The sequence below is a fragment of the Myxococcales bacterium genome, assembly GCA_016712525.1.
Lineage (GTDB): Bacteria > Myxococcota_A > Polyangia > Polyangiales > Polyangiaceae > JAAFHV01.
Window position 1 is genome coordinate 301,149 of the sequence record JADJQX010000008.1, and the last position, 21,288, is coordinate 322,436.

Sequence of the window (21,288 nt, forward strand, 5' to 3'; positions counted from 1 at the left end):
CCGCGAGAATCCGACATGCGCCAAACACTCGGATCTCTTCGCCAATTCGCTAGGCGACGGGCAGCGCGCCAGAGCTACTCCCTGCGGGGAGAGGGCGGCGCGTGTGTGCCTTGCGGTTTCGTTGGTGGAGGCACCGCGAGCGGGGGTGTCTCGGGCGGTGGCTCGGAGCCCGTCGGCTCCGGGTCCGGATCGGGGGCCTGGGCCGCGCTGCCCGCGTCGCCGAGCGCGCCGAGCGGCACGATGATCGTGGGATCTTTGTGCTTGGTTCGCTGGAGCTGACCGTAGATGGCGTAGCCCACGCCCCCGAGCACCGCGAGCGCCACGACCACCACGGCCACCACGAGACCGGCGGAGAGACCTCGGGCCTCTGCGGCGGGGGGCTCCGACGGCTGGGCTCTCGGCGCGCTCGGGACCGGCGGCACGACGGCGGGCCCCGAGACGGCCAACGGAGGCGCGAGCGCGGTCGCGGGGGCGCTGCCTTGTTGCGCGTTCGGGAGGGTGATCGGGAGGGGCGCGGCGAGGACCGTCGCCGGGGACGCACGGCTCACGTCGATCGGATCGACCGCCGTGACGGGCACGGTCTTCGACGACGAGGCCTTCGGAGCGTGCGCATGCGACCCCTCCCGCATGCGCGCAACGACGACCGTGATGTTGTCGTGCCCGCCACGCGCGTTGGCGAGATCCACCATCTGGCCGGCGGCCTGCTCGGGAGGCAACGTGCCCACCATTTGCAGGATCTCGGCCTCGCTCACGAGGTCGGTGAGGCCGTCGGAGGCGAGCACGAAGCAGTCGCCGGGCCCGAACGTGAGCGGCTCGGGGCGGAGGTCGACCTCGACCGTGGGCGCGATCCCGAGGGCGCGCATGATTTTGTTCGCGTCGGGGTGCGTCGCGGCCTCTTCGGGCTTGAGCATGCCCGCCTCGACCATGAGCTGCACCATCGAGTGATCGCGCGTGACTTGAGCGACCGTCCCCCGGGAGACGAAGTAGACGCGGCTGTCACCGACGTGCGCCACCTCGGCGCCGTGGGGAGTGACGAGCACGGCGACCACCGTCGAGCCTGCGCGCGCCTCGCCGCTCCTCGAGGGGAGCGCGCGTACGCGGTCGTGGCCCAAGGTGATGCCGACGCGAAGGAGATCGCGGCCGACGCTCCCGTCGGGGGCCCCGTCGAACGTCTCTTCGATGGCTGCGACCGCCGCGCGCGACGCCTCTTGCCCGTTCGCGTGGCCGCCCATGCCGTCGCACACGACGAGCAACGTCCCGAAGCGGGTCACCTTCGTGAAGCCCGAGTCCTCGTTGACCTGCTTCTCGGGATCGCGGCCTGGATCGGTGCGGAGCGCGATGTCCACGTCGATGGGTGGCTCGACGACCGTGTCGTGCGCTGAGGTCATGGCGTCACCGCGAAGCTCACGGGTCCGAAGCGTAGCTCGGCGCCGGTGCGAACGGGAACCCACACGTGCGCGGCGATGCGGCTCCCGTCGACGAACGTCCCGTTGTTCGAGCCCTCGTCGCGCACGTGGAGGAGCCCACCGTCGAGCTTGACCGTCGCGTGCAGGCCGCTCACCCTCGGCTCCGCGAGGAGAATGCCGCACCGCGCCGGATCACGCCCGACGCCCATCTCGGCGCTCGAGACGCGGGTCTCGCGCCCCTCGCCGACGAGCCCGATCCCGGGTTTGGCGTACGGGTTCACCGGCATCGACGGGGCCTCGGGCATCGCACCCGTGAGCGCGTACGACTCGGGCGCGCGAGGCTGTGCGGCGGCGGGCCTCGACGCGTCGATCGGCTGTCCGCACGAAAAACAGACCGAAACGACCCCCGGCGTAGCCATCGTGGGCATGCCGCACGACGGGCACGCCACCTCGCTCACGATGCCGACCGCCTCGGTCGCACCCTTTCGCGCGGCTGGCGCGACGGCCGGCGCCGCTGGAGGTGCCACGAACGCTGGCGCGACGGCCGGCGCCGCTGGAGGTGCCACGAACGCCGGCGCGACGGCCGGCGCCGCTGGAGGTGCCACGAACGCCGGCGCAACGGCTTGGGGAGGGCCCGCGGGCGCTCCACCGAAGGCCGCGATCGGAGCACCGAACGGCGTCGCCGCGAGGTCGGGCGGAGCCTTCGCTTGGGGCCCGACCGCCGACGCGAGGGGCGCCGGCGCCGGGCTTACGCTAAAGGGCCCGCGGGCGGCGCTGCACCGTAGCCTCCGCCACCATATCCGCCGCCCGGAGGCGCACCCCCACCGTACGGAGGAGCTCCGTACCCGCCACCTGCCGGCGGGCCACCGTATCCGCCGCCACCGTAGGGAGGCGCCGCGACCACCGGAGCCGGGGGAGGAGCCGCCCCCCTGCCCTTCTTGCCGCCGCCACCGCCACCACCGCCGCGCGCGATGACGACGATGAGCAGGATGACGACGACGACGCCGCCACCGATGCCCGCGATGAGGAGCACGTTGAATGGCTTTTTCTGGGCCTTCAGCGTAAGCACGGTCTTCTCGTCGTAGCCGGACGCACGCTTCGCCCGGTTGTCGTAGACGACGAGGCGGGTCACCATGGCGTCGCCGTTGCCCTCGAGGATCTTTTCGTCCTCGGGCACTTGGAAGAGCACGAACGTGTCGGACGCCTCGACCGCACCGCCGCGCATGTTCTGGGCGATGAGGGTCTGCATCGCCTGCGACGCGACCTTCGGGTCGTTCTTGTTCACGTTCGGATCCGGGCGCGTACCCGCCGGGACGAAGTAGGCCTCGGCGCGCGACTTCTCGCCGCCCCAGCAGAAGTTGCCGTACACGCGGAACGTGCCGCCCGGGTAGACCGGGTTGGCGTCGGCCTCGGCCTTGGTCTGCGCGAGGTTCAGGTCGAGCGGCCACTGCGTCGGGTTCACGCCGATGGGCACGTCCTTGAAGGTCTGGTCGGGCTTGATCGGGGGCTTCGTGTTGTCGAACGCGAGCGTGAACGACTGCTCGACCGTGGGCGCGAGGCACGAGAGCTTCCACTTGACGAGCCAGAGCTTGTCGAAGCGATCGTTGACGAGCTTCACGATCGTGCGCGCCTTCTCGACCGACTGCCCCGCCTGGATGATGTCGAAGAACCCGCCGATCTCCGGGTTCGCGATATCTTGCATGTACTGGAAATCGTTCAGAGAAAGCTTGTCGTTGACGAAGCCGCGCGCGTTCGGGAAATAAATCGAGATGACGGGGAGCGGCGTCTTCGGGGCGGCGTTGTTGTCCTCGGGGAAGCGGCCCTTGTTGAAGAACTGCTTCATCACCTCGGCCGTGGCCGCGACGCTCCCTCCGTCCTCGCGGCCCGCGCCGTTCGAGAGGAGCACCATCGCCTGCATCATCGGGATGTTCTGGATGCTGCCGCTGTTGCCGAGGTCACCGAACGCCTTGACGATGCCCTTCACCTGGCCGCCGAACGGGCGACCGCTGCCGCTCGATGGCGAGGGACCGGGGTTCGCGGCGAGCACGGCGATGAGCTTCGACTTCTCCTTCGCGGTGACCCACTCGGTGTTCGCCCGGTACGCGTTGAGCTTGTCGTCGAAGATGATGAGCTTCGCGATGTCGTTCGGGCCCATCGAGCCGATGAACTGGTTCGCGACCTCGCGGGCGTCTTGGTAGCGCGCGCCCATCATGCTCGACGCGTCGAGGGCGATGAGCCACGCGGTGCCGACGAGAGGGTCCTTCTTGGACTGGCCCCAGGCCGTCTTGCCGGCGAACGTCGCGAGGTTCTCGCCGCCGTCCACGCGGACCATGAGGCGGGCCTGCGCGTCGGGGAACGGGAACGGCTTCGCGATCGCGCCCGGCTTCTCGACGGCCGTGCTGATGCAGGCGAGGAGGGCATCGCCCTTCAAGACGCCGCAGCCCGCGTTGCTCACCACCTCGCTGAGGGAGGAGAACTGCACGAGCTCCACCACCGACGTAAGAACGGGGGTCCCTTCGTTGACGCCCGCGCGCGGGTCGATGCGGAGGAGCCGCGTCTCGACGGCGGCCTCCGCGCGGCGACCGAGGCCCACGAGGGCGAGCACGATCGCGACGAAGAGAACGAACGGGGCGTGGGCGAGAGCGGGGCGCGCGGGCGCCCGTCGATTCTGAGCCATCGCGTCGAGGAAATAGCAAGGTTCGGCGAGAAAGGGGAGATTCGCGACCCACCAAGGGAAAAGCTCAGCGTTTCTCGGCCTCGGCTCCCTCGTCGGCCCCTTGCCCCGTGGGCAACGCGCGGCGCGTGAGCCGGCTCGCGGAGAGCAACGCCCCGTGGGCGCGGGCTTCGGGCTGGACGGTCGAGTGGCGGATGCCGAGCTCTTGCTCGAGCGCACGCCGCACGAGGGTGACGACCTCGACCCCATGCGCCCCCTCCGCGAGCACCACGTGCACCGTGACGAGCGGCTCGCCCTCCGAGATCTCCCACACGTGGAGGTCGTGGAGCTCGCTCACCCCGGGAACACGGCGGACCACCTGGTCGACGTTCGCCGCGAGACCTTCGGGTGCCGCCTCCATGAGCACACGCGACGACGCGACGACGACCTTGCGTGCGCTCGCGAGCACGAGCGCGCCGATGAGCACCGACGCGATCGTGTCGGCGCGGGCGTACCCCGTGCCGAGGACGACGGCTCCCGCGACGATCGCCGCCGCCGACCCGAGCGCGTCGGAGAGCACGTGAGCGAGCGCGGCCTTCACGTTCGCGTTCTTGCTGCCCTCTCCCGTGGACAAGAGCTTCGCCGCCACGAGGTTCACCACGAGGCCTGCGACGGCGACGACGAGCATGGGCAGCCCTCGCACCTCGGACGGGCGGGACCAACGCTCGATCCCCTCCCGAAGAATGAGCAGCGCCGACAGCCCGAGCGCGAGGCCGTTGACGAGCGCCGCGAGCGTCTCCGCGCGCCGGTAGCCGTAGGTCCACTTCCCTTCGCGAGGCCGGTCCGCGAGGCGCTGCGCGACGAGCGCCAAGGTGAGCGCCGCCACGTCGGTCAGCATGTGGGCGGCATCGGACAAGAGCGCCAAACTCTTGGACAAAATGCCGACGACAACCTCGACACCGAGGAACCCGGCCGTCACGACGAGCGCCTGCGTGAGCCTGACCGCCGACGCCCCCGCGAGCCGCCTCGGCCCGTGATGATCGTGATCGTGATCGTGATCGTGATCGTGATCGTGATCGTGATCGTGATCGTGATCGTGATCGTGATCGTGATCGTGATCGTGATCGTGATCGTGGTCGTGATCGTGATCGTGATCGTGATCGCCAGGCTCACGAGCGGGGGTGCTGCCCGAGGCCTGCGCCGTGCGCGTGCGTGAAAGAGGCTTCATGCCTTGGTTTCGATGCCTCCGCGGGTCGAATTAGTCTTTCGGAGCGGCGCGGACAAGGAGGGCTCGGGTGTCGACGTCACGGGGCGCCCAGCGGTCGCTCGGGGCTTGGGGGTGCTGTGGCGAGCGACTATGCTGCGCGCATGCGTCGCGCGACCGCTACGACGGTGCTGGTGATGGCCCTCGGGGTCGGCGAAAGCCTCACGAGCTGCAGCCCACCGCCCGAGCCGACCGTGGCGGAAGGCCGCCTCGCGTACGCCAAGTACTGTGCCCTCTGCCACGGCGCGAACGGGGAAGGCTACGTCGCCGACGAGGCTACGAGGCTCGCGAGCCCGACGATGCTGTCGCTCGCGAGCGACGCGTTCTTGGAGCGCGCGATCGTGGACGGGCGCGCGGGCACCACGATGAGCGCATGGGGGACGACGCACGGCGGTCCGCTCGACCCCACGGGCACGCGCTCGGTCATCCTCTATCTCCGATCGCTCGCGCCGCACACCTACCGTGACACGTCGGCGATAGGCGTACGTGGAGATCGCGAGGCCGGCGCGAAAGCCTACGCCACCCATTGCGAGAGCTGCCACGGAACGAACGGCGAGGGAGGCCGCTACGTCGCGCTCGCGGGGCCCTCCTTCCTCGCCACCGCGAGCGATGGCTTCTTGCTCGCGTCGATCGACGAAGGCCGCCCCGAGACGCCCATGCCCGGGTACGGACGCACGCTCCCCGAAGCGACCCGCAGAGACCTCGTCGCCCTCCTTCGGAGCTGGCAACGCCCGGTCGAGTCTCCCCTCCCCGCGCCTCCACGTCCGGGCTCCCTCGAGCGCGTCGTCATCGGCGAGGGCGCTCCGAACGCCGAATTTCCGCCCGGAAGGTTCGTTCCGGCCGACACGGTGAAGGCCGCGCTCGACGCTGGGCGTCGGATGGTCATCCTCGACGCGAGACCTCCATCGGACTACAGCCGCGCACACATCGCTCACGCCATCAGCGCGCCGTTCTACGAGACCGCGGACTACGCCGCGCAGATCCCGAAGGACGCGCCCGTGGTCACCTACTGCGGCTGCCCTCACGCCGAGTCCGGCGTCGCCGCCGACACGCTCCGAGCGCGGGGCTACACGACCTTCGTGCTCGACGAGGGGTTCACCGTCTGGCGCGAACGAGGATACCCCGTGCGCGGAGGGCCGAGGCCCTGACGACGAGGGCGTGACCCGTGCACGGGCACGGGGTGATTCAATCGTCGAGATCGGTGCGCCGCCTCCCCGACCACCCACCGAGCACCCGCGCGTAGTTGAGGCGCTCCCACGCATGGGCGTCGGGCGCCGAGCGGAGATCGAGCACCGAACGGGCGTCTTTGACCATCGTGTACCCCTTCTCGTCGAGCCACGCCCCGAGCTCGCGCACCACGGTGCCGATGTGGGACACCCCCCGCTCCAGGAGCGCCGAGGTCATCTGCACGACGTGGGCCCCGGCCAAGATCGCCTTGGCGGCGTCGAGCCCGCCGTGCACTCCCCCCGAGCACGCGAGGGAGAGGCCGACCTGGGGCGACAGCACGGCCAACGCGTGGAGCCGGAGAGGCAGCTCGGCGGGCGTCGAGAGCACGACCCGCCGGTCGACCTCGAGCGTGTCGAGGACGACGTCGGGCTGGTAGAAGCGGTTGAACACGACGACCCCCGCAGCGCCTGCCTGCTCGAGCGCACGGACGAACGCCGGCACCGAGGCGTAGTGCGGCGAGATCTTGACCCCCACGGGGATCGCGACCGACGAGACCACGGCCCGCACGACCTCGAGCTGCCTCGCCTCGACCTTGTCCGACGTCTCGTCGCACGACGTCACCACCTCGTACAAGTTCAGCTCGATGGCCGAGGCTCCGGCGCTCTCGAGCCGCTTGGCGAAGCGCGTCCACCCGCCTGCCGTGGTGCCGTTCAACGACGCGACGACCGGGACGTCGACCTTCGCGCGGAGGCTCTCGAGCTCGCGCAGGTACGGATCGCCGTCGAGCGAGAAGACCCCCGTGAGGACGGAGCGCGCCTCGGCGTCGCGATCGACGTGGGCGTCGACGAAGGCGTGCGCGGCCATCTGCTCGGCCACGACTTGCTCCTCGAAGAGCGAGTGCATGACGATGGCCCCCGCCCCCTCGCGAACGGCGAGCGCCGCGGACTCGGGGTTGTGCGAGATCGGGCTCGCGCCGACGACGATGGGAGACGCGATGCGCATCCCGAGCCACGTCGTTTCCAGATCAGCCATGCGCGGTCTCCTTGGGCATATGGATGCGAGCGAGCTGCTCGTAGAGTGCGCGGCGACGCCGTACCCCTTCGCGGGCAGCGGCGACGAGCTCCTGGTAACGCTCCTTCGACCGGAGCTCGACGAGCCGGAACCGCGCCTCTTCTTCCATGTAGGCGCCGACGTCGAGCTTGGGTGCCCCGGAGTCGAGCACGAGGGGGGACTCGCCGTTCGCGAGCCTCCGAGGATCGAACCGGTAGAGCGGCCACACTCCGCTCGCGATCGCGCGCTTCTGATGCTCGACCGAGTGGACGAGGTCGTACCCGTGGGCGATGCAGGGGCTGTGGGCGATGAGGATCGAAGGCCCTGGGTGACGCTCGGCCTCCAGCATGGCCTCGACCGTGTGCGAGCTCTTCGCCTGCATCGCCACCTCGGCGACGTACACGTGCCCGTAGCTCATGGCGAGGAGGCCCAGGTCCTTCTTGGGGACGGCCTTTCCGGCCGCGGCGAACTTCGCGGTCGCTCCGAGCGGTGTCGCCTTCGACTGCTGCCCTCCGGTGTTCGAGTAGACCTCCGTGTCGAGCACGAGCACGTTCACGTCGGCGCCCGAGGCGAGCACGTGATCGAGCCCGCCATAGCCGATGTCGTAGGCCCAACCGTCGCCCCCCACGATCCACACCGAGCGTGGCACGAGCGCCTCGGCCACCGCGTCGAGCGCGCGCGCCTCCGCCGAGCCGTCCGCCTTGAGACGAGCGCGAAGGTCTCCGACCGCGCGGCGCCGCTCCGCGACGAACACGTCCCCGTGCCCGCTCGACGAGAGGGCCGCGACGAGCGTGGACGGGAGGGCGGGCGCATACCGCGCGAGCAAGGCTTTGGCGCGATCGGCGCGGACGTCGACCCCGAGGCGAAGCCCGAGCCCTACCTCGGCGTTGTCCTCGAAGAGCGAGTTGATCCACGTCGGCCCTCGGCCGGCCGCGTCGACCGTGTACGGCGTCGTCGGGAGGTTGCCTCCGTAGATCGACGAGCAGCCGGTGGCGTTGGCCACGAGGAGCCTATCGCCGAAGAGCTGCGTCAAGAGGCGTATGTACGGTGTTTCACCACACCCGGAGCAGGCCCCCGAGAACTCGAAGAGCGGGAGGCGAAGGGCCGCGCTGCGTTTGTCGACCGGGACCCCATCGAGGCAAACCGAAGGGATCGACTCGAAGAAGGCGAACGCGTCGCGGTCGGCCTCCCGTCGTGGGGCGAGCGGCTCGGAGACGAGCGCCTTCCTACGAGGGGCGTGTTTGTCCTTCGCGGGACAGACCTCGATGCACAAGCCGCAGCCGGTGCAGTCCTCCGGCGCCACCTGCACCGCGTACCTCTGACCCGAGAACGCAGGCTCGAAGGTCTCGGGGACCGAGCGAAACCCGGCCGGGGCGCCTTCGGCGTGCTCCGGCGCGAAGACCTTCGTGCGGATGGCCGCGTGAGGACAGACCATCGAGCAAAAGTTGCACTGTACACACAAATCGGGCTGCCACACCGGGATGTCCCGGGCGAGGGCGCGCTTCTCGTAGCGGCTCGTGCCCGTGGGCCATGTGCCGTCGACGGTGAAGGCGCTCACGGGCAGGTCGTCCCCGCGGCCTTCGAGGAGGGCCCGGGTGACGTTTCGGACGAACGCGGGGGCGTCGTCGGGGACCGTGGGCTTCCTGGGCCGCGCGGGACCGAGCTCGCCCGGGACCTCGACCTCGGTGAGCAGACGCGCGGCGCCCTCGATCGCCCGTACGTTGCGGCGCACCACCTCGTCGCCACGTTTTCCCCAGGTGCGCTCGATCGCTCCGACCTGGAGCGCCAAGGCCTCGTCCTCGGGGAGCACGGCGGACGCGGCAAAGTAGCAGGCCTGCATCACGGTGTTGATTCGGCGGCCGAGCCCCGCCTCCTCGGCGACCTTGCTGGCGTCGATCACGAACAGGCGAATGCCCCGCGCCAAGAGGTGCGCTCGGACGTGCTCGGGGAGCGTCTCCCACACACGGGGGGCCGGCACCTCGGTGTTGAGGAGCACCTTCGCACCCGGCATGGCCGCGGCGAGCACGTCGCGCCGCTCGAGCAGCTCGGGATCGTGCACGGCGACGAGCTGCGCCTTTCGGATGCGGTACGTCGACCGGATGGGGCGGGGGCTCATGCGCAGATGCGACACGGTGATCGACCCGGATTTTTTCGAGTCGAACTCGAAGTGCCCCTGCACGAAGAGCGGAGTGCCCTCCCCGACGATGGTCAAGGTCGCCTTGTTGGCGGACACGGTGCCGTCGCTGCCGATGCCGAAAAAGAGCGCGCGGGACACGTCCTCGGGCTCGATGTCGAACGTCTCGTCGTACGGGAGAGACGTCCCGGACACGTCGTCGTGGATACCGACGGAGAACCGCCGACGGGGCGCGGGAGTCGCCATGTCGTCGAGCACGGCCTTGATCATCGCGGGCGTGAGCTCCTTCGACGCGAGCCCGTAGCGACCGCTCGCGAGGCGTGGGATCGAAGCGAGACGCCCGTCGGCGTGGGCATCGACGAGGGCCCCAACGACCTCTTGGTAAAGGGGCTCCCCCGAAGCGCCGGGCTCTTTCGTGCGATCGAGCACCGTGAGGCTCGCCACGCTGCGGGGCAGGACGCGCGTGAAGTGCGCGACGGAGAAGGGGCGGAGGAGCCGCACCTTGACGAGCCCGACCCGCTCCCCGCGCGCGACGAGATGCTCCACGGTCTCGTGGGCGCACTCGGCGCCGGAGCCCATCATCACGACGACGCGCTCGGCCTCGGGGTGACCTACGTAGTCGAACAGGCGATACCTGCGGCCGACGAGGCGACCGAGCGTCTCCATCGTCTCGGCGACGACGTCGGGGAACGCGGCGTAGAAGGGCTCGACGGCCTCTCGAGCCTGGAAGTAGGTGTCGGGGTTCTGGGACGTGCCACGGAGCACGGGGCGATCGGGATCCATCGCACGCGCGCGGTGCGCCTCTACCGCGGAGGGCTCGACGAGGGCGCGGAGGACGTCGTCCGAGAGCGGCTCGACGCGGGTCATCTCGTGGGATGTTCGAAATCCATCGAAGAAGTGGATCACGGGGATACGCCCGCGCAACGTGGCCGCGTGCGCCACCGCGGCGAGGTCTTGCGCTTCTTGAGCGGACCCGGAGGCGAGGAGCGCCATGCCCGTGCTCCGCGCCGCCATCACGTCGGAGTGATCACCGAAGATCGAGAGCGCGTGGGTCGCGACCGTGCGCGCCGCGACGTGCATGCAGAACGGGAGGAGCTCCCCTGCGATCTTGAAGAGCTCGGGGATCATGAGGAGGAGGCCCTGGGACGCCGTGAAGGTCGTCGCGAGCGCACCGGCCTGCAGGGCTCCGTGCAGCGCTCCCGCGGCCCCCGCCTCCGACTGCATCTCGACGACCTTGGGGACGACGCCGCCAAGGTTCTTTCGACCCTCGGCCGCCCACGCGTCGGCGTGCTCGCCCATCGCCGACGCTGGAGTGATTGGGTAAATCGCGACGACCTCCGAAAGTCGGTAGGCGACGTCGGCGACGGCAGCGTTCGCGTCGACGACCCGGCTCACGAGAGCCCCCTTCGAGCCGAGCCACGCGGCCGTTGCTGCGTTTGCGCGGCAGCGTGCACCGTTTGCACGACAGCGCGCGGCGAGCCTCCTTCGCCGCGAGGGTTTTGCGCGAGAACGGGCGGAAAACGAAGAGAACCGGCGGATCGAGGAGACGGGCGCACGCCATCGCGTCTGCACGCTTCGGGCCACCACGAGGGCCCGCACGGGGCTCGCGCAAGTCTCGCGAAACGGCTCACGCCCTCCGAGCATCGGAGCGGAGTTTGTGCTCGCCACGCCCTCGAAACCGCAGGAAAAATCGACACAAAACGAACGTCGAGCGAATCCGAGACGGCCCGAGCCCCGGAAGGTCCAGTGTCGCGGCGACGTGGGGTCCCGCGCAAGAACTTCCCCGCCTCTCGTCTACGGAGACACCATGAAAAACCTTCGTTCCTTCGCCTTCGCCGCTGCCTCCTTGGCCCTCTTCGCCTGCTCCGACGACGCGAACACGACGCCCGCTCCCGCGCCGTCCCCCACGCCCACGACGACGACGCCCACGCCCACCCCCACGACCACCGGGACGACGCCGACCCCTGGCCCCCAGAACATCGTCGACACCGCCGTCGCCGCGGGAAGCTTCAAGACCCTCGCGGCCGCGCTCGGCGCCGCTGGCCTCGTCGACACGCTGAAGGGGCCGGGCCCGTTCACGGTCTTCGCGCCGACGGACGATGCGTTCGCCAAGCTCCCGGCTGGCACGGTCGACACCCTGCTCAAGCCCGAGAACAAGGCCGCGCTGACCGACATCCTTACGTACCACGTGGTGTCGGGCAACGTGAAGGCCGCGGACGTCGTCAAGCTCAAGTACGCCGAGTCGCTCCAGGGTGGTGACCTCAAGATCAAGGTCTCGGGCTCCGACGTCTTCATCAACGACACGATCAAGGTCACGAAGACCGACATCGTCTGCACGAACGGCGTCATCCACGTCCTCGACGCGGTGCTCGCCTCGCCCCCGAAGAACGCGATCGACACCGCGAAGGCGGCGGGCTCCTTCACGACCCTTCTCGCGGCGGTCGACGCCGCTGGCCTGACGGAGACGCTCAAGGGCAAGGGCCCGTTCACCATCTTCGCGCCGACCGACGCCGCGTTCCAGAAGCTCCCGGCGGGCACCGTGACCAACCTTCTTCTCCCCGAGAACAAGGCGCAGCTCGAGTCGATCCTCAAGTACCACGTGGTGTCGGGCAAGGTGCGCTCGGACAAGGTCGTGACCCTCACGAAGGCGCCGACGCTCCTCCCGATGGAAGAGGTCACGATCAAGGTCGATGCCGGCAACGTCTTCCTGAACAACGACGTCAAGGTCTCGGCGGTCGACGTCGACGCGTCGAACGGCGTCATCCACGTCATCGACTCGGTCCTCCTTCCCCCGAAGAAGTGAGCTTTGCCGTGGACGGCCCCTGGATGTGCACAATGTGACTCCAGGGGCGCATCCAAAGGCGAACGAGGCTCGGAGAGAGGTCATGGTGATGGCCCTCCCGAGCCTTCCTCGGTTAAAGGTCGCGGCGATGTCCGACGACTCGGCAGCGCCACGTTCCGGAGCTCGGGTCGAGCCCCTCCTCCCGCGCGTTGCCTCGGGCGACGAGGGGGCGGCCCGCGACTGCATTCGCCGCTACGGCCCGCTCGTCGCGGCCATGGCGCGGAGGCTCTGCCCGAACGAGGTCGACGACGCCGTCCAGGACGCCTTCGTCGAAATCTGGAAGAGCGCGCGGAGGTTCGATCCCGCTGCCGGTGAAGAGCACGTGTTCGTCGCGACCGTGACGCGCCATCGCCTCATCGATCGGCGGCGCGCGAGCCAAAGGCGCGGCCCCACGCTCGATCTGCCCGACACGTCTCCCGACCGAGGAGCGCCCGCGGACGTGCTCGCGGATCTGAAGCGATGCCGCAGCGCTCTCGAGGGGCTCGAAGAGGGCCCGCGCCAGGTCGTGCTGATGGCGTGCGAAGGGCTCACCCACGAAGAAATCGCCGAGGCGACCCAGATGCCTCTCGGAACCGTCAAATCGCACGTGCGTCGAGGTCTCGTGGCCGTTCGTCGCGTACTCTTCGGAGAGGAACCATGACCTCGCAGTTCAAGCCGAGCCGCTCTCGCACGCACTCTTCCCCGTCGGACGACGACGTCCTCGGGCTCGTCGCGGCGGCGACCGCGCGCGACCTCGAGCCCCTCGACTCGGCCATGGAGGAGCGCCTCATGGGCCAGTTTCGTGCGTCGCGTGGGCGGGTGGGCGTATCGACCACCGGAGCCGGGACGCAGATCGTGGAGCTCCCGGACGCTCCTCCCGAGCCGGTCGCACCGCGCGCGCGGGTCCTTCCCTTTCGGCGGGTCGCGCCGCTCGCGTTGGCGGCCGCGGTCTTGCTCGCGCTCGGAGCACGGTCCTTCGTCTCGCGGAGCGAGGGTTCTTCCGCGGGCACGTCGGCCGCAGCCTTCGGCCGAACGCCGGCGGGTGCCCTCACGGTCGCCGTGGCGTCGGCTCCGCGCACGGTGTGGCTTTTCCGTATCGCCCCCGATGGCCGGTCGACGCCGCTCGGGCGCGTCGAGCTCGGAGAGGATCGTTCCGTTCCTGCGAGCGCTGTCCAAGGTGTCGAACGTGGGGCGGTCGTGCGCGTGGCGACGACGCCGGATGGGCTCTCCGTGTTGGCCGAGGGCCCTCTTCCTTGACGGCACGAGCCCCGAAGGTGGCCCTGACTCACCTCACATCCTTTTGAAATTGCTTCACTAATAGCTGAGCTGTTTTTCCTTCGCCGCTCGCTCGCGGTCGACACGGCTCGAGGGACGGCTCGCCGGTGCAACCCACGGGCGGAACGCCGCATCGGACCGAGCTAAGCGCCATGCTTGGAATCGGGGCATCTCCGACTAGACTCGGCCTTGCCGGGATGAGCGAAGGTTCTGCGAGCAGGGACGTGACGGAGCGCGCTTCGGGCGAGCTCGCGATGCCGCAGGCAGGAGACCGGATCGACGGAAAGTACGTCGTAGGCGAGGCGATCGGCGAAGGCGGGATGGGCATCGTCTTCGGCGGCGAGCACGCGCGACTCCGACAGGCCGTAGCCATCAAGGTCCTCGCCCCGAAGTATGCCGCCGACGGCCAATGCCGTGCGCGTTTCCTCCGCGAGGCGAGGGCGGCGGCGAGCCTTCGCTCCGAGCGCACGGTCCGCATCTTCGACGTGGGCACCACCGAGAGCGACCTGCCCTTCCTCGTGATGGAGCGGCTCGTCGGCGAGAGCCTCGAAGCACGACTCGAGCGGGGCATCCTCCCGGTCGACGTCGCGCTCGACATCTGCGGCCAGGCGCTCGAGGCCCTCTCCGAGGCCCACACACGCGGGCTCGTGCACCGCGATCTGAAGCCGGGAAACCTCTTTCTCACCCCGAAAGACGACGGCGCCGTGGCCGTGAAGGTGCTCGACTTCGGCATCGCCAAGTCGTTGACCGAGGTCGACGCGTCCACGAGCGACGTCTCGCTCACGGCGCCGCGGACGCTCCTCGGCTCTCCGCTCTACATGTCCCCCGAGCAGCTCCGTGACGCGAGCGGCGTCGACGTTCGCGCCGACGTCTGGGCCATGGGGGTCGTGCTGTTCGAGTGCCTCACGGGCAGGGCTCCCTTCGAGTCGGCCTCGGTGCCCGAGCTCTACGCCAAAATCTTGAACGAGGCCGCGCCGAGCGTTCGCTCGCTCGTCCCCGGGGTCCCCGCGGCCGTCGATGCCCTCGTCGCGCGCTGCCTCGAGAAGGACCGTAGCGCACGCTTCGCCGACGCCACCGAGCTCGCTCGCGCGATCCAGGCCTTGCCGCGCGACAGGAGCGCCTTCGTCGACACCCTGCCGGCCGGCGCGCGAACGCTCTCGGAGATGCCTCGGGGTCGCGCCCTGGCCCTGCGCGTGGGAGCCGTCGCCACCCTCGTCGTCGCCGCCGTCGCAGGCATCACGGTCTACCGAGGCCACGAGGAGCCCCCTCGTCCTACCGCCTCACCGAGCGCCATCCCACAGCCCCGTGCATCCGATTCCGTCCCGCCGACGGACAGTGTTCCGGAGCCTTCGGGATCCCCCCCCGCATCGACCTTCGCCTCGGCCGAGCCCGTGAAAGCCGACGCGGTGGGGCTTCGCGACGGAGGCCCCACGACGGCGAAGCCGACGGCTCCCCGTCGGGTCAACGATCTCAAGCAGATCAAGCTCATCGAGTAGAACGACATGTCGCACCGTATCTTCCCATTCGTCATGGCCTGCGCCCTCGTCCTGGGCACACCATCGGCGGTTCGGGCGGCCCCCCAAGCTGCGGCGAAGTCGACGAAGGTGCGTGACGCCCTGTCCGGGCCGGCCCGAGAGGCGTTCGACCGGGCGAGCGCGCTCTTCGCGAACGAGGACTTTGCTGGCGCCAGGACCGAGTTCGAGCGCGCGTTCGAGCTCTCGCAGGACGCGAGGGTCCTCTACAACGTGGCCGTCTGCGACAAGTCCCGCCACAGGTACGCGTCGGCGATGGCAGCGCTCGAGAAGAGCCTCGCGCTCGGCGGCGACGGGCTCCCGAAGGCCTACGCCGAGCGCGTGCGGGACACGCTGGCGACGCTCGCGCCGTTCGTGGCCACGATCGAGATCCACGTCTCGGAGCCCGACGCGAAGGTCTATCTGGACGACGAGCCCGTCCCCGCGGACAAGCTCGGGCGCCCGCTCCGCGTCGACGTGGGAGATCACACCGTCTCGGCGAAGAAGCCGGGGTACCTCGACGAGCCCCGAAAGGTGCGCGTGACGAGCGGGATCTCCGAGAAGGTCGTGATGAGCCTCGAGCCGCAGCAGAAGCGCGCCGACGTCGTGGTGGTCGCGACCAAGGTGCAAAAGGCACGTGTGCTGGTCGACGGGGTCGACCTCGGCCCGCTCCCCTTCTCGGGTGTCCTCGAGGTCGGCAAGCACGCCATCACCGTGCGTGCGCCCGGCCACGCCTCCGAGACGCGGACGGTCGACGTCACCTATGGAAAGCCGCTACGGCTCGAGTTCGACCTCGCCCGCGAGGCCCACGAGGCACGCCTCCGCGTCGTCACGACGAACGACGCCGACACCATCTCGCTCGACGGGAGGGTCATCGGCAAGGGCGGCTTCTTCGGCGCGGTGCCCGCGGGCGAGCACGTGCTCCGCGTGAGCCGCGACGGGGCAAAATCCCGGACGGTCGACCTCGTGCTCCGGGACGACGAGACGCGGTCCCTCGACGTCACCCTCGACGAGGCGAAGGGAGGCCTCCCGACGTGGGTCTGGATCGTCGGCGGCGTCGCGCTCGCTGGCGCCGCCACCACCACCGCCGCCGTCATCGGCACGCAGTCCACGTCGTTCCAGGGGAGCAACCCCGGGACTCTCGACCCCCGCGTCGTGCTCGCGGGCCGAGGAGCGCCACGATGAGCCCGTTCGTTCGTAAGCTCGCCTTCGCGTCAGCGACCACCCTCGCCCTCCTCGCGTGTCGAAGCGAGGACCGCACGACCCAAGTCACGGTCGCCATCACCTCGGAGACCGAGATCCCGAAGGAGCTCGACACCCTCGAGGTCGTGGTCATCGACGCGGACGGATCCGAGTCGAGCCGGGTCCTCCACGACGTACAGAATCCGCGTTTTTTCCCCGCGACGCTCGCTGTCGTGCCTCGCTCGTCACGCTCCCTCGAGGGCTCCCTGACCGTCGAGCTTCGAGGCTACCTCAACGGCAAGGACGCCCAAGTGTTCCGGCGTGCGGTGGTGTCGTACGTCGAGGGCCGCACCCTGCTCCTCCCGATGCCCCTCCGGATGGCCTGCTTCAACTTCCGCGGCTGCGGCGCCGACGAGACGTGCTCCGGGGGCACGTGCCAACCGGCCCGTGTCGAAGCGAGCTCGCTCGCCGACTACGACGATCGGAAGGTCTTCGGGCGAAGCGCCCCCGAGTCGTGCTTCGACGAGGCCACGTGCATCTCCGGCTCGCAGAAGGTGCCCGTCCGCCCCGAGGACTGCACGTTCGCGTTGCCGGAGGGCTCGTCGCGCGAAGGAGAGCGGCCACGCGTCAACGTTTCCATCCGGTGGAAAGCCGCACCCTCGCGCGTGATCGTCCTCGACGTCGACGACCCCATCGAAGGATGGACCGTGGTGGGCGGCGACCGCGGCAAGCTCAGCGCCGGAGTGTGCGCGTCCCTGCTCGACCCAGAGCCGGACCCGAAGAAACGGCAGATCTACGACCAAGCCCTCGACGTGTGGGTGTCGACTCGCTGCGCGGCCAAGACAGGAACGCAGCCGTATTGCACCTCGAACGACGGCCACGTCGGCATCGGGGCCACGCTCACACCTCCGTGAGCGTGGCCTCTCGGCAGAGTCAGTCGACGACCGTCGGGGCCGAAAATTCGTGGGTCTCTTCCGGGACGAGCCAGCTCGCGAGGACGACCGTGCCCGAGAGACCGAACGCGATGGCGGACGCGAGCACGGTCGCGAGCACGAACGCACCGAGAGCGGATCGATGAAGCGCGACGAACGAGAGTGCGGGGCGGGGCATGAATGAGACCTCCTCGCCGGTGGAGAGCAGATCGCGTGCCAGGCCCCTTGCCGCTTCATGAAACGGCACTATCGAAAGGCGCCCGCGATTTCAGGCGATCCGCGCACGTCGAGCGAGGCACGTCGCATTTCGCGCGGCCGTGGCAAAGTGCGACGCAGGTTCTCACGCGAACCTCCGGATGAGCCGAGCGTCATGGCAAGGCTCGGTCGGTACGGGGTGTGCAGGGGGATTTGACGGAGCCATGAAATGAAGGTCGTTGCCCGATTCGCCGCCGTCTTCTTCGCCGTGACATGCGTCTGGCTCGCCTTGACGGGCTGGTTCTCCGCCAAGCGCGAGGCCCAGCACGCCGCCGAGCGCATCCGAGCCGACGTGCTGTCGCTCGCGGATGCCCTCGAGGCCGGAATCGCGGTCGCCCACGCGACGGGCGGACCGAAGGCCGTCGACCAGGTCGTGACCGCGATGGGGGAGCGAAGAGCGAACGTGGCCGTGCGTCTCCTTCCCGAGAAGGACGCTCAGCCTCCCGGAGTCGTGGTTCGCGAAGGTGAGTCGCGGTCCCTCGCGTTCACGAAGCGCATCGTGGTCGGCACGGCCGAGATCGGGACACTCGAGATCGTCCACCCGCTCCCGAGCGAGTCTTCGCTCGTTCGTGCCGCGCTGCTCGAGGAGCTCGCGTTCGCCCTCGCCCTCGGGCTCGTCACGGGAGGGCTCGCGCTCGGGCTCGGGAACGTGCTCATCGGCCAGCCCCTCGAGCGCGTCGTCGCTCAGGCCCGCAGGATCGCGGCGGGTGACTTGTCCGGACGGCTCGCCGAGGATCGGACCGACGAGATCGGCCACCTGAAGCGAGAGCTCAACGTCATGTGCGACAAGCTCGCGAAGGCCAAGACGGACCTCGAGGACGAGGCGACGGCACACGTCGAGACGCTCGAGCAGCTCAGGCACCTCGACCGCCTCCGTACGGTGGCGACCCTCTCGTCGGCCGTGGCGCACGAGCTCGGCACGCCGTTCAACGTGGTGCTCCTCCGCGCCCAGAGCCTCGTCGACGAAGGGGTGAGCGACGAGGACCGGCGGGACGCCGCTCGGGTCATCGTGGCGCAGGTGGACCGAATGAGCCGTATCGTACGGCAACTCCTCGACTTTTCGCGCTCGGGAGGTCCGAGCAAGGGGCCCCTCTCGCTCGGCTCGGTGCTCTCCGACGTCCGTCGTCTCCTCGGACCGCTCGCGAAGAAACACGGCGTCTCGCTCGAGGCGCGGCAGGACGCCGACGTCACCGTCGACGCCGATCCCCTCCGCCTCGAACAGGTGGTGACGAACCTCGTCATGAACGCGATCGCGGCGATGCCGGAGGGAGGGACCGTGGAGCTCCGGCTCACGACGGATGACGTCGCCCGTCCGGGGCAAGATCTCCACTTGCGGGCCGCGCGGATCGACGTGGTCGATCAGGGCACGGGCATCTCCAAAGAGGGGCTCTCCCGGATCTTCGAGCCGTTCTACACGACGAAATCGGAAGGCCGTGGGACGGGGCTCGGGCTCTCCGTGGTCACGGGAATCCTCGAGGAGCACGGCGGCTGGCTCGCGGCGAAGAGCGAAGAGGGACACGGATCGACGTTCTCGGTCTACCTTCCTCTCGCGACATGACCGAACGCATCCTCGTCGTCGACGACGACACCGATTTTTGCGCCGAGCTCGCGCGCACGCTCGGGAGGCGGGGCTACGAAGCCACGACCTCCGTCGACCCGGACGAAGCGCTCGCCCTCGCCCGCGACGGGGACTTCGACCTCGTCCTCACCGACCTACGAATCGGCCGAAAGTCGGGCATCGAGCTCTGTCGCCGCATCGCGAGCGTCCGTCCCGACGTCCCCGTGGTGGTCGTCACCGGCTTCGGCTCGATGGAGGCGGCCGTGGAGACCCTCCGCGCCGGGGCCTTCGACTTCATGACCAAGCCGTTCTCTCCGGCCCAGCTCGAGCTGGCCGTGAAGCGCGCGCTCGACAAACGAAGGCTCGAACGCGAGGTCAAACGGCTGCGCAGCGAGGTCGCCGGGGCGCGGCCCTCGTCGCGGGTGGTCGGCCGGAGCCGCCCGATCCTCGACGTGCTCGAGCTCGTCGCGCGGGTGTCCTCGACCGACGCGACCGTGCTCGTCACGGGCGAGAGCGGCACGGGCAAAGAGCTCGTCGCGCGGGCGATCCACGAGTCGAGCGCGCGAGCGAGCGGCCCCTTCGTGGCCATCAACTGCGCCGCGTTGCCCGAGGCGCTCCTCGAGAGCGAGCTCTTCGGCCACACGAAGGGCGCCTTCACCGACGCCAAGACGACCAAACGAGGGCTCTTCCTCGAAGCCGAACGAGGCACTCTCTTCCTCGACGAGATCGGCGAAATGCCCCTCACCATGCAGGCGAAGATCCTCCGCGCCCTCGAAGATCGGGCCGTGAGGCCCGTGGGAGGGAGCGCCGAGATCCCGTTCGACGCCCGCGTCGTCACGGCGACGAACCGCGATCTCGAGACGTGCGTCGCCGAGCGAACCTTCCGCGAGGATCTCTACTACCGCATCAACGTCGTCCACATCGAGCTCCCGCCGCTCCGGAGCCGAGGCGACGACGTGCTGATGCTCGCGACGACGTTCCTCTCCCGCTTCGCCGAACGCCACGGCAAGAAGGTCTCGTCGATCTCCCCCGCCGTCGCGGAGCGGCTCGTCTCGTACCCGTGGCCGGGCAACGTTCGCGAGCTGCAGAACGCGATCGAGCGCGCCGTGGCGCTCGCGAGGCTCGACGAGCTGTGCCTCGACGATCTCCCTCCGCGCATCCGGGATCACCGGTCGACGAACGTGCTGGTGGCGGCCGACGACCCGAGCGAGCTCTGCACGATGGAGGAGGTCGAGCGGCGGTACATCGCGCGCGTCATGGAGGCCGTGGGCGGCTCCAAGTCCGAGGCCGCGAAGGTCCTGGGCCTCGACCGCTCCACGCTCTACCGCAAGCTCGAGCGGTACCGGATCGGGTCGTCCGGAGCCTGATACCCCGGTCGGCGCTCGAGCCGGCGGACGAGCTCGGCCCGCCGCCTCGGGCCGCGCGAAGGCCGTGTGGCATTCTGCGACGCCGTCGCAAATCGCCGGACGTCGCCTGGTCGAGCGACGACGCGAGCGGGGATTTTCGCGGGTTCGATGAGCTCGAGCGCCTGGCACGTCGGCTGCAATCCGGAGCTTGACCGCACGCGTGTCGCGTGAGGACCAAGACCGGAGAGAGCATGAGCCCGACCACGACCGACGACTGGGACGACGACGAATCACCGCGGACCGTTCGCTCCCAGCGGCTCGACCGTGCACGGATCCTCATCGCGGACGACGACGGGGAGATGCGACGTGTCGTCGTCGATACGCTCCACTCCGATGGGTACGAGGTCCGACAGGCGGCCTCCGGACGAGCGCTCCTCGAGACCGTGAGCCGCATCGATACGCACGCGTTCCCTATGGACGGCGTCGATCTCGTGCTCCTCGACCACCGCATGCCCGGCATGACCGGGCTCGACGCCGTCAGGACCCTGCGTGGGTGCGAGCGACGAGTCCCGGTGATTCTGATGACGGCGTACCCCGACGCGCGCCTCGAGGACGAGGCGAAGACCCTCGACGTCACGGTGCTCCCGAAGCCGTTCACGCGCGCCGAGCTGAGCCGGACCGTGCTCGCCAAGCTCCTGGGGCGGACGCCATCGCCTCGCGCGGAAGGGTGATCG

18 protein-coding genes are annotated in these 21,288 nt (G+C 69.6%); 11 read left to right on the forward strand and 7 right to left on the reverse strand.

The window, feature by feature from the left end:
• Nucleotides 1-74: 74 nt before the first annotated feature.
• The 4 genes from IPK71_30690 to IPK71_30705 form a co-directional block, all read right to left on the reverse strand.
• Complete coding sequence (locus tag IPK71_30690) at nt 75-1,388, reverse strand: protein phosphatase 2C domain-containing protein (protein MBK8218118.1); 1,314 nt, start codon at nt 1,386-1,388, stop codon at nt 75-77.
• Complete coding sequence (locus IPK71_30695; protein ID MBK8218119.1) at nt 1,385-1,834, reverse strand: FHA domain-containing protein; 450 nt, start codon at nt 1,832-1,834, stop codon at nt 1,385-1,387. The genes IPK71_30690 and IPK71_30695 overlap by 4 nt, the downstream gene beginning before the upstream one ends.
• Nucleotides 1,835-2,154: 320 nt before the next feature.
• Complete coding sequence (locus tag IPK71_30700; GenBank protein ID MBK8218120.1) at nt 2,155-4,083, reverse strand: hypothetical protein; 1,929 nt, start codon at nt 4,081-4,083, stop codon at nt 2,155-2,157.
• 64 nt (nt 4,084-4,147) lie between these two features.
• Nucleotides 4,148-5,038 carry a cation transporter gene (locus tag IPK71_30705; GenBank protein ID MBK8218121.1) on the reverse strand — a complete coding sequence of 297 codons (891 nt, stop codon included), beginning with the start codon at nt 5,036-5,038 and terminating at the stop codon, nt 4,148-4,150.
• A 54-nt stretch (nt 5,039-5,092) separates the two neighbouring features.
• On the opposite strand from IPK71_30705, the gene IPK71_30710 reads away from it, so the two are divergent.
• Nucleotides 5,093-5,275: a hypothetical protein gene (locus IPK71_30710; GenBank protein MBK8218122.1), complete on the forward strand. Its 183-nt coding sequence runs from the start codon at nt 5,093-5,095 to the stop codon at nt 5,273-5,275.
• A gap of 152 nt (nt 5,276-5,427) precedes the next feature.
• The gene (locus IPK71_30715) at nt 5,428-6,471 is read left to right on the forward strand and encodes a c-type cytochrome (GenBank protein MBK8218123.1); all 1,044 of its coding nucleotides are present in this window, start codon (nt 5,428-5,430) and stop codon (nt 6,469-6,471) included.
• A gap of 37 nt (nt 6,472-6,508) precedes the next feature.
• Here the strand turns inward: IPK71_30715 and IPK71_30720 are convergent, their stop codons facing one another.
• Both IPK71_30720 and nifJ read right to left on the reverse strand, forming a co-directional pair.
• Nucleotides 6,509-7,522, reverse strand: coding sequence for a dihydroorotate dehydrogenase-like protein (locus tag IPK71_30720; protein MBK8218124.1), 1,014 nt, complete (start codon nt 7,520-7,522; stop codon nt 6,509-6,511).
• A complete protein-coding gene (nifJ, locus tag IPK71_30725) occupies nt 7,515-11,318 on the reverse strand; it encodes a pyruvate:ferredoxin (flavodoxin) oxidoreductase (GenBank protein MBK8218125.1) in 3,804 nt (1,267 codons plus the stop codon). The genes IPK71_30720 and nifJ overlap by 8 nt, the downstream gene beginning before the upstream one ends.
• 163 nt (nt 11,319-11,481) lie before the next feature.
• Between nifJ and IPK71_30730 the strand changes: the two genes are divergently transcribed.
• From IPK71_30730 to IPK71_30755, 6 genes are all read left to right on the forward strand, one after another.
• The gene (locus tag IPK71_30730) at nt 11,482-12,477 is read left to right on the forward strand and encodes a fasciclin domain-containing protein (GenBank protein ID MBK8218126.1); all 996 of its coding nucleotides are present in this window, start codon (nt 11,482-11,484) and stop codon (nt 12,475-12,477) included.
• Nucleotides 12,478-12,604: 127 nt separating this feature from the next.
• Nucleotides 12,605-13,156: an RNA polymerase sigma factor gene (locus IPK71_30735; protein MBK8218127.1), complete on the forward strand. Its 552-nt coding sequence runs from the start codon at nt 12,605-12,607 to the stop codon at nt 13,154-13,156.
• Nucleotides 13,153-13,752 carry a hypothetical protein gene (locus tag IPK71_30740; GenBank protein MBK8218128.1) on the forward strand — a complete coding sequence of 200 codons (600 nt, stop codon included), beginning with the start codon at nt 13,153-13,155 and terminating at the stop codon, nt 13,750-13,752. Before IPK71_30735 ends, IPK71_30740 begins: the two co-directional genes overlap by 4 nt.
• Nucleotides 13,753-13,967: 215 nt before the next feature.
• Nucleotides 13,968-15,266: a protein kinase gene (locus tag IPK71_30745; GenBank protein MBK8218129.1), complete on the forward strand. Its 1,299-nt coding sequence runs from the start codon at nt 13,968-13,970 to the stop codon at nt 15,264-15,266.
• 33 nt (nt 15,267-15,299) lie between these two features.
• Nucleotides 15,300-16,466, forward strand: coding sequence for a PEGA domain-containing protein (locus IPK71_30750; protein MBK8218130.1), 1,167 nt, complete (start codon nt 15,300-15,302; stop codon nt 16,464-16,466).
• On the forward strand, nt 16,463-17,377 hold the full coding sequence (locus tag IPK71_30755; GenBank protein MBK8218131.1) for a hypothetical protein: 915 nt from the start codon (nt 16,463-16,465) through the stop codon (nt 17,375-17,377). Before IPK71_30750 ends, IPK71_30755 begins: the two co-directional genes overlap by 4 nt.
• Before the next feature lie 19 nt (nt 17,378-17,396).
• Here the strand turns inward: IPK71_30755 and IPK71_30760 are convergent, their stop codons facing one another.
• Complete coding sequence (locus IPK71_30760; protein MBK8218132.1) at nt 17,397-17,573, reverse strand: hypothetical protein; 177 nt, start codon at nt 17,571-17,573, stop codon at nt 17,397-17,399.
• A gap of 246 nt (nt 17,574-17,819) precedes the next feature.
• Here IPK71_30760 and IPK71_30765 point away from each other — a divergent pair, with 246 nt between their 5' ends.
• The 3 genes from IPK71_30765 to IPK71_30775 all read left to right on the forward strand — a co-directional run bounded on the left by IPK71_30765 (nt 17,820) and on the right by IPK71_30775 (nt 21,285).
• On the forward strand, nt 17,820-19,208 hold the full coding sequence (locus IPK71_30765; protein ID MBK8218133.1) for a HAMP domain-containing histidine kinase: 1,389 nt from the start codon (nt 17,820-17,822) through the stop codon (nt 19,206-19,208).
• The gene (locus IPK71_30770) at nt 19,205-20,575 is read left to right on the forward strand and encodes a sigma-54-dependent Fis family transcriptional regulator (GenBank protein ID MBK8218134.1); all 1,371 of its coding nucleotides are present in this window, start codon (nt 19,205-19,207) and stop codon (nt 20,573-20,575) included. The genes IPK71_30765 and IPK71_30770 overlap by 4 nt, the downstream gene beginning before the upstream one ends.
• A 206-nt stretch (nt 20,576-20,781) precedes the next feature.
• Nucleotides 20,782-21,285: a response regulator gene (locus IPK71_30775; protein ID MBK8218135.1), complete on the forward strand. Its 504-nt coding sequence runs from the start codon at nt 20,782-20,784 to the stop codon at nt 21,283-21,285.
• Nucleotides 21,286-21,288 lie beyond the last annotated feature (3 nt).

Bases quoted from the DNA above. Each gene is read 5' to 3' on its own strand.
- IPK71_30690 (MBK8218118.1), bottom strand. From the start codon at position 1,388: ATGACCTCAGCGCACGACACGGTCGTCGAGCCACCCATCGACGTGGAC.
- IPK71_30695 (MBK8218119.1), bottom strand. From the start codon at position 1,834: ATGCCCACGATGGCTACGCCGGGGGTCGTTTCGGTCTGTTTTTCGTGC.
- IPK71_30700 (MBK8218120.1), bottom strand. From the start codon at position 4,083: ATGGCTCAGAATCGACGGGCGCCCGCGCGCCCCGCTCTCGCCCACGCC.
- IPK71_30715 (MBK8218123.1), top strand. From the start codon at position 5,428: ATGCGTCGCGCGACCGCTACGACGGTGCTGGTGATGGCCCTCGGGGTC.
- IPK71_30720 (MBK8218124.1), bottom strand. From the start codon at position 7,522: ATGGCTGATCTGGAAACGACGTGGCTCGGGATGCGCATCGCGTCTCCC.
- nifJ (MBK8218125.1), bottom strand. From the start codon at position 11,318: ATGCTCGGAGGGCGTGAGCCGTTTCGCGAGACTTGCGCGAGCCCCGTG.
- IPK71_30730 (MBK8218126.1), top strand. From the start codon at position 11,482: ATGAAAAACCTTCGTTCCTTCGCCTTCGCCGCTGCCTCCTTGGCCCTC.
- IPK71_30735 (MBK8218127.1), top strand. From the start codon at position 12,605: ATGTCCGACGACTCGGCAGCGCCACGTTCCGGAGCTCGGGTCGAGCCC.
- IPK71_30740 (MBK8218128.1), top strand. From the start codon at position 13,153: ATGACCTCGCAGTTCAAGCCGAGCCGCTCTCGCACGCACTCTTCCCCG.
- IPK71_30745 (MBK8218129.1), top strand. From the start codon at position 13,968: ATGAGCGAAGGTTCTGCGAGCAGGGACGTGACGGAGCGCGCTTCGGGC.
- IPK71_30750 (MBK8218130.1), top strand. From the start codon at position 15,300: ATGGCCTGCGCCCTCGTCCTGGGCACACCATCGGCGGTTCGGGCGGCC.
- IPK71_30755 (MBK8218131.1), top strand. From the start codon at position 16,463: ATGAGCCCGTTCGTTCGTAAGCTCGCCTTCGCGTCAGCGACCACCCTC.
- IPK71_30760 (MBK8218132.1), bottom strand. From the start codon at position 17,573: ATGCCCCGCCCCGCACTCTCGTTCGTCGCGCTTCATCGATCCGCTCTC.
- IPK71_30765 (MBK8218133.1), top strand. From the start codon at position 17,820: ATGAAGGTCGTTGCCCGATTCGCCGCCGTCTTCTTCGCCGTGACATGC.
- IPK71_30770 (MBK8218134.1), top strand. From the start codon at position 19,205: ATGACCGAACGCATCCTCGTCGTCGACGACGACACCGATTTTTGCGCC.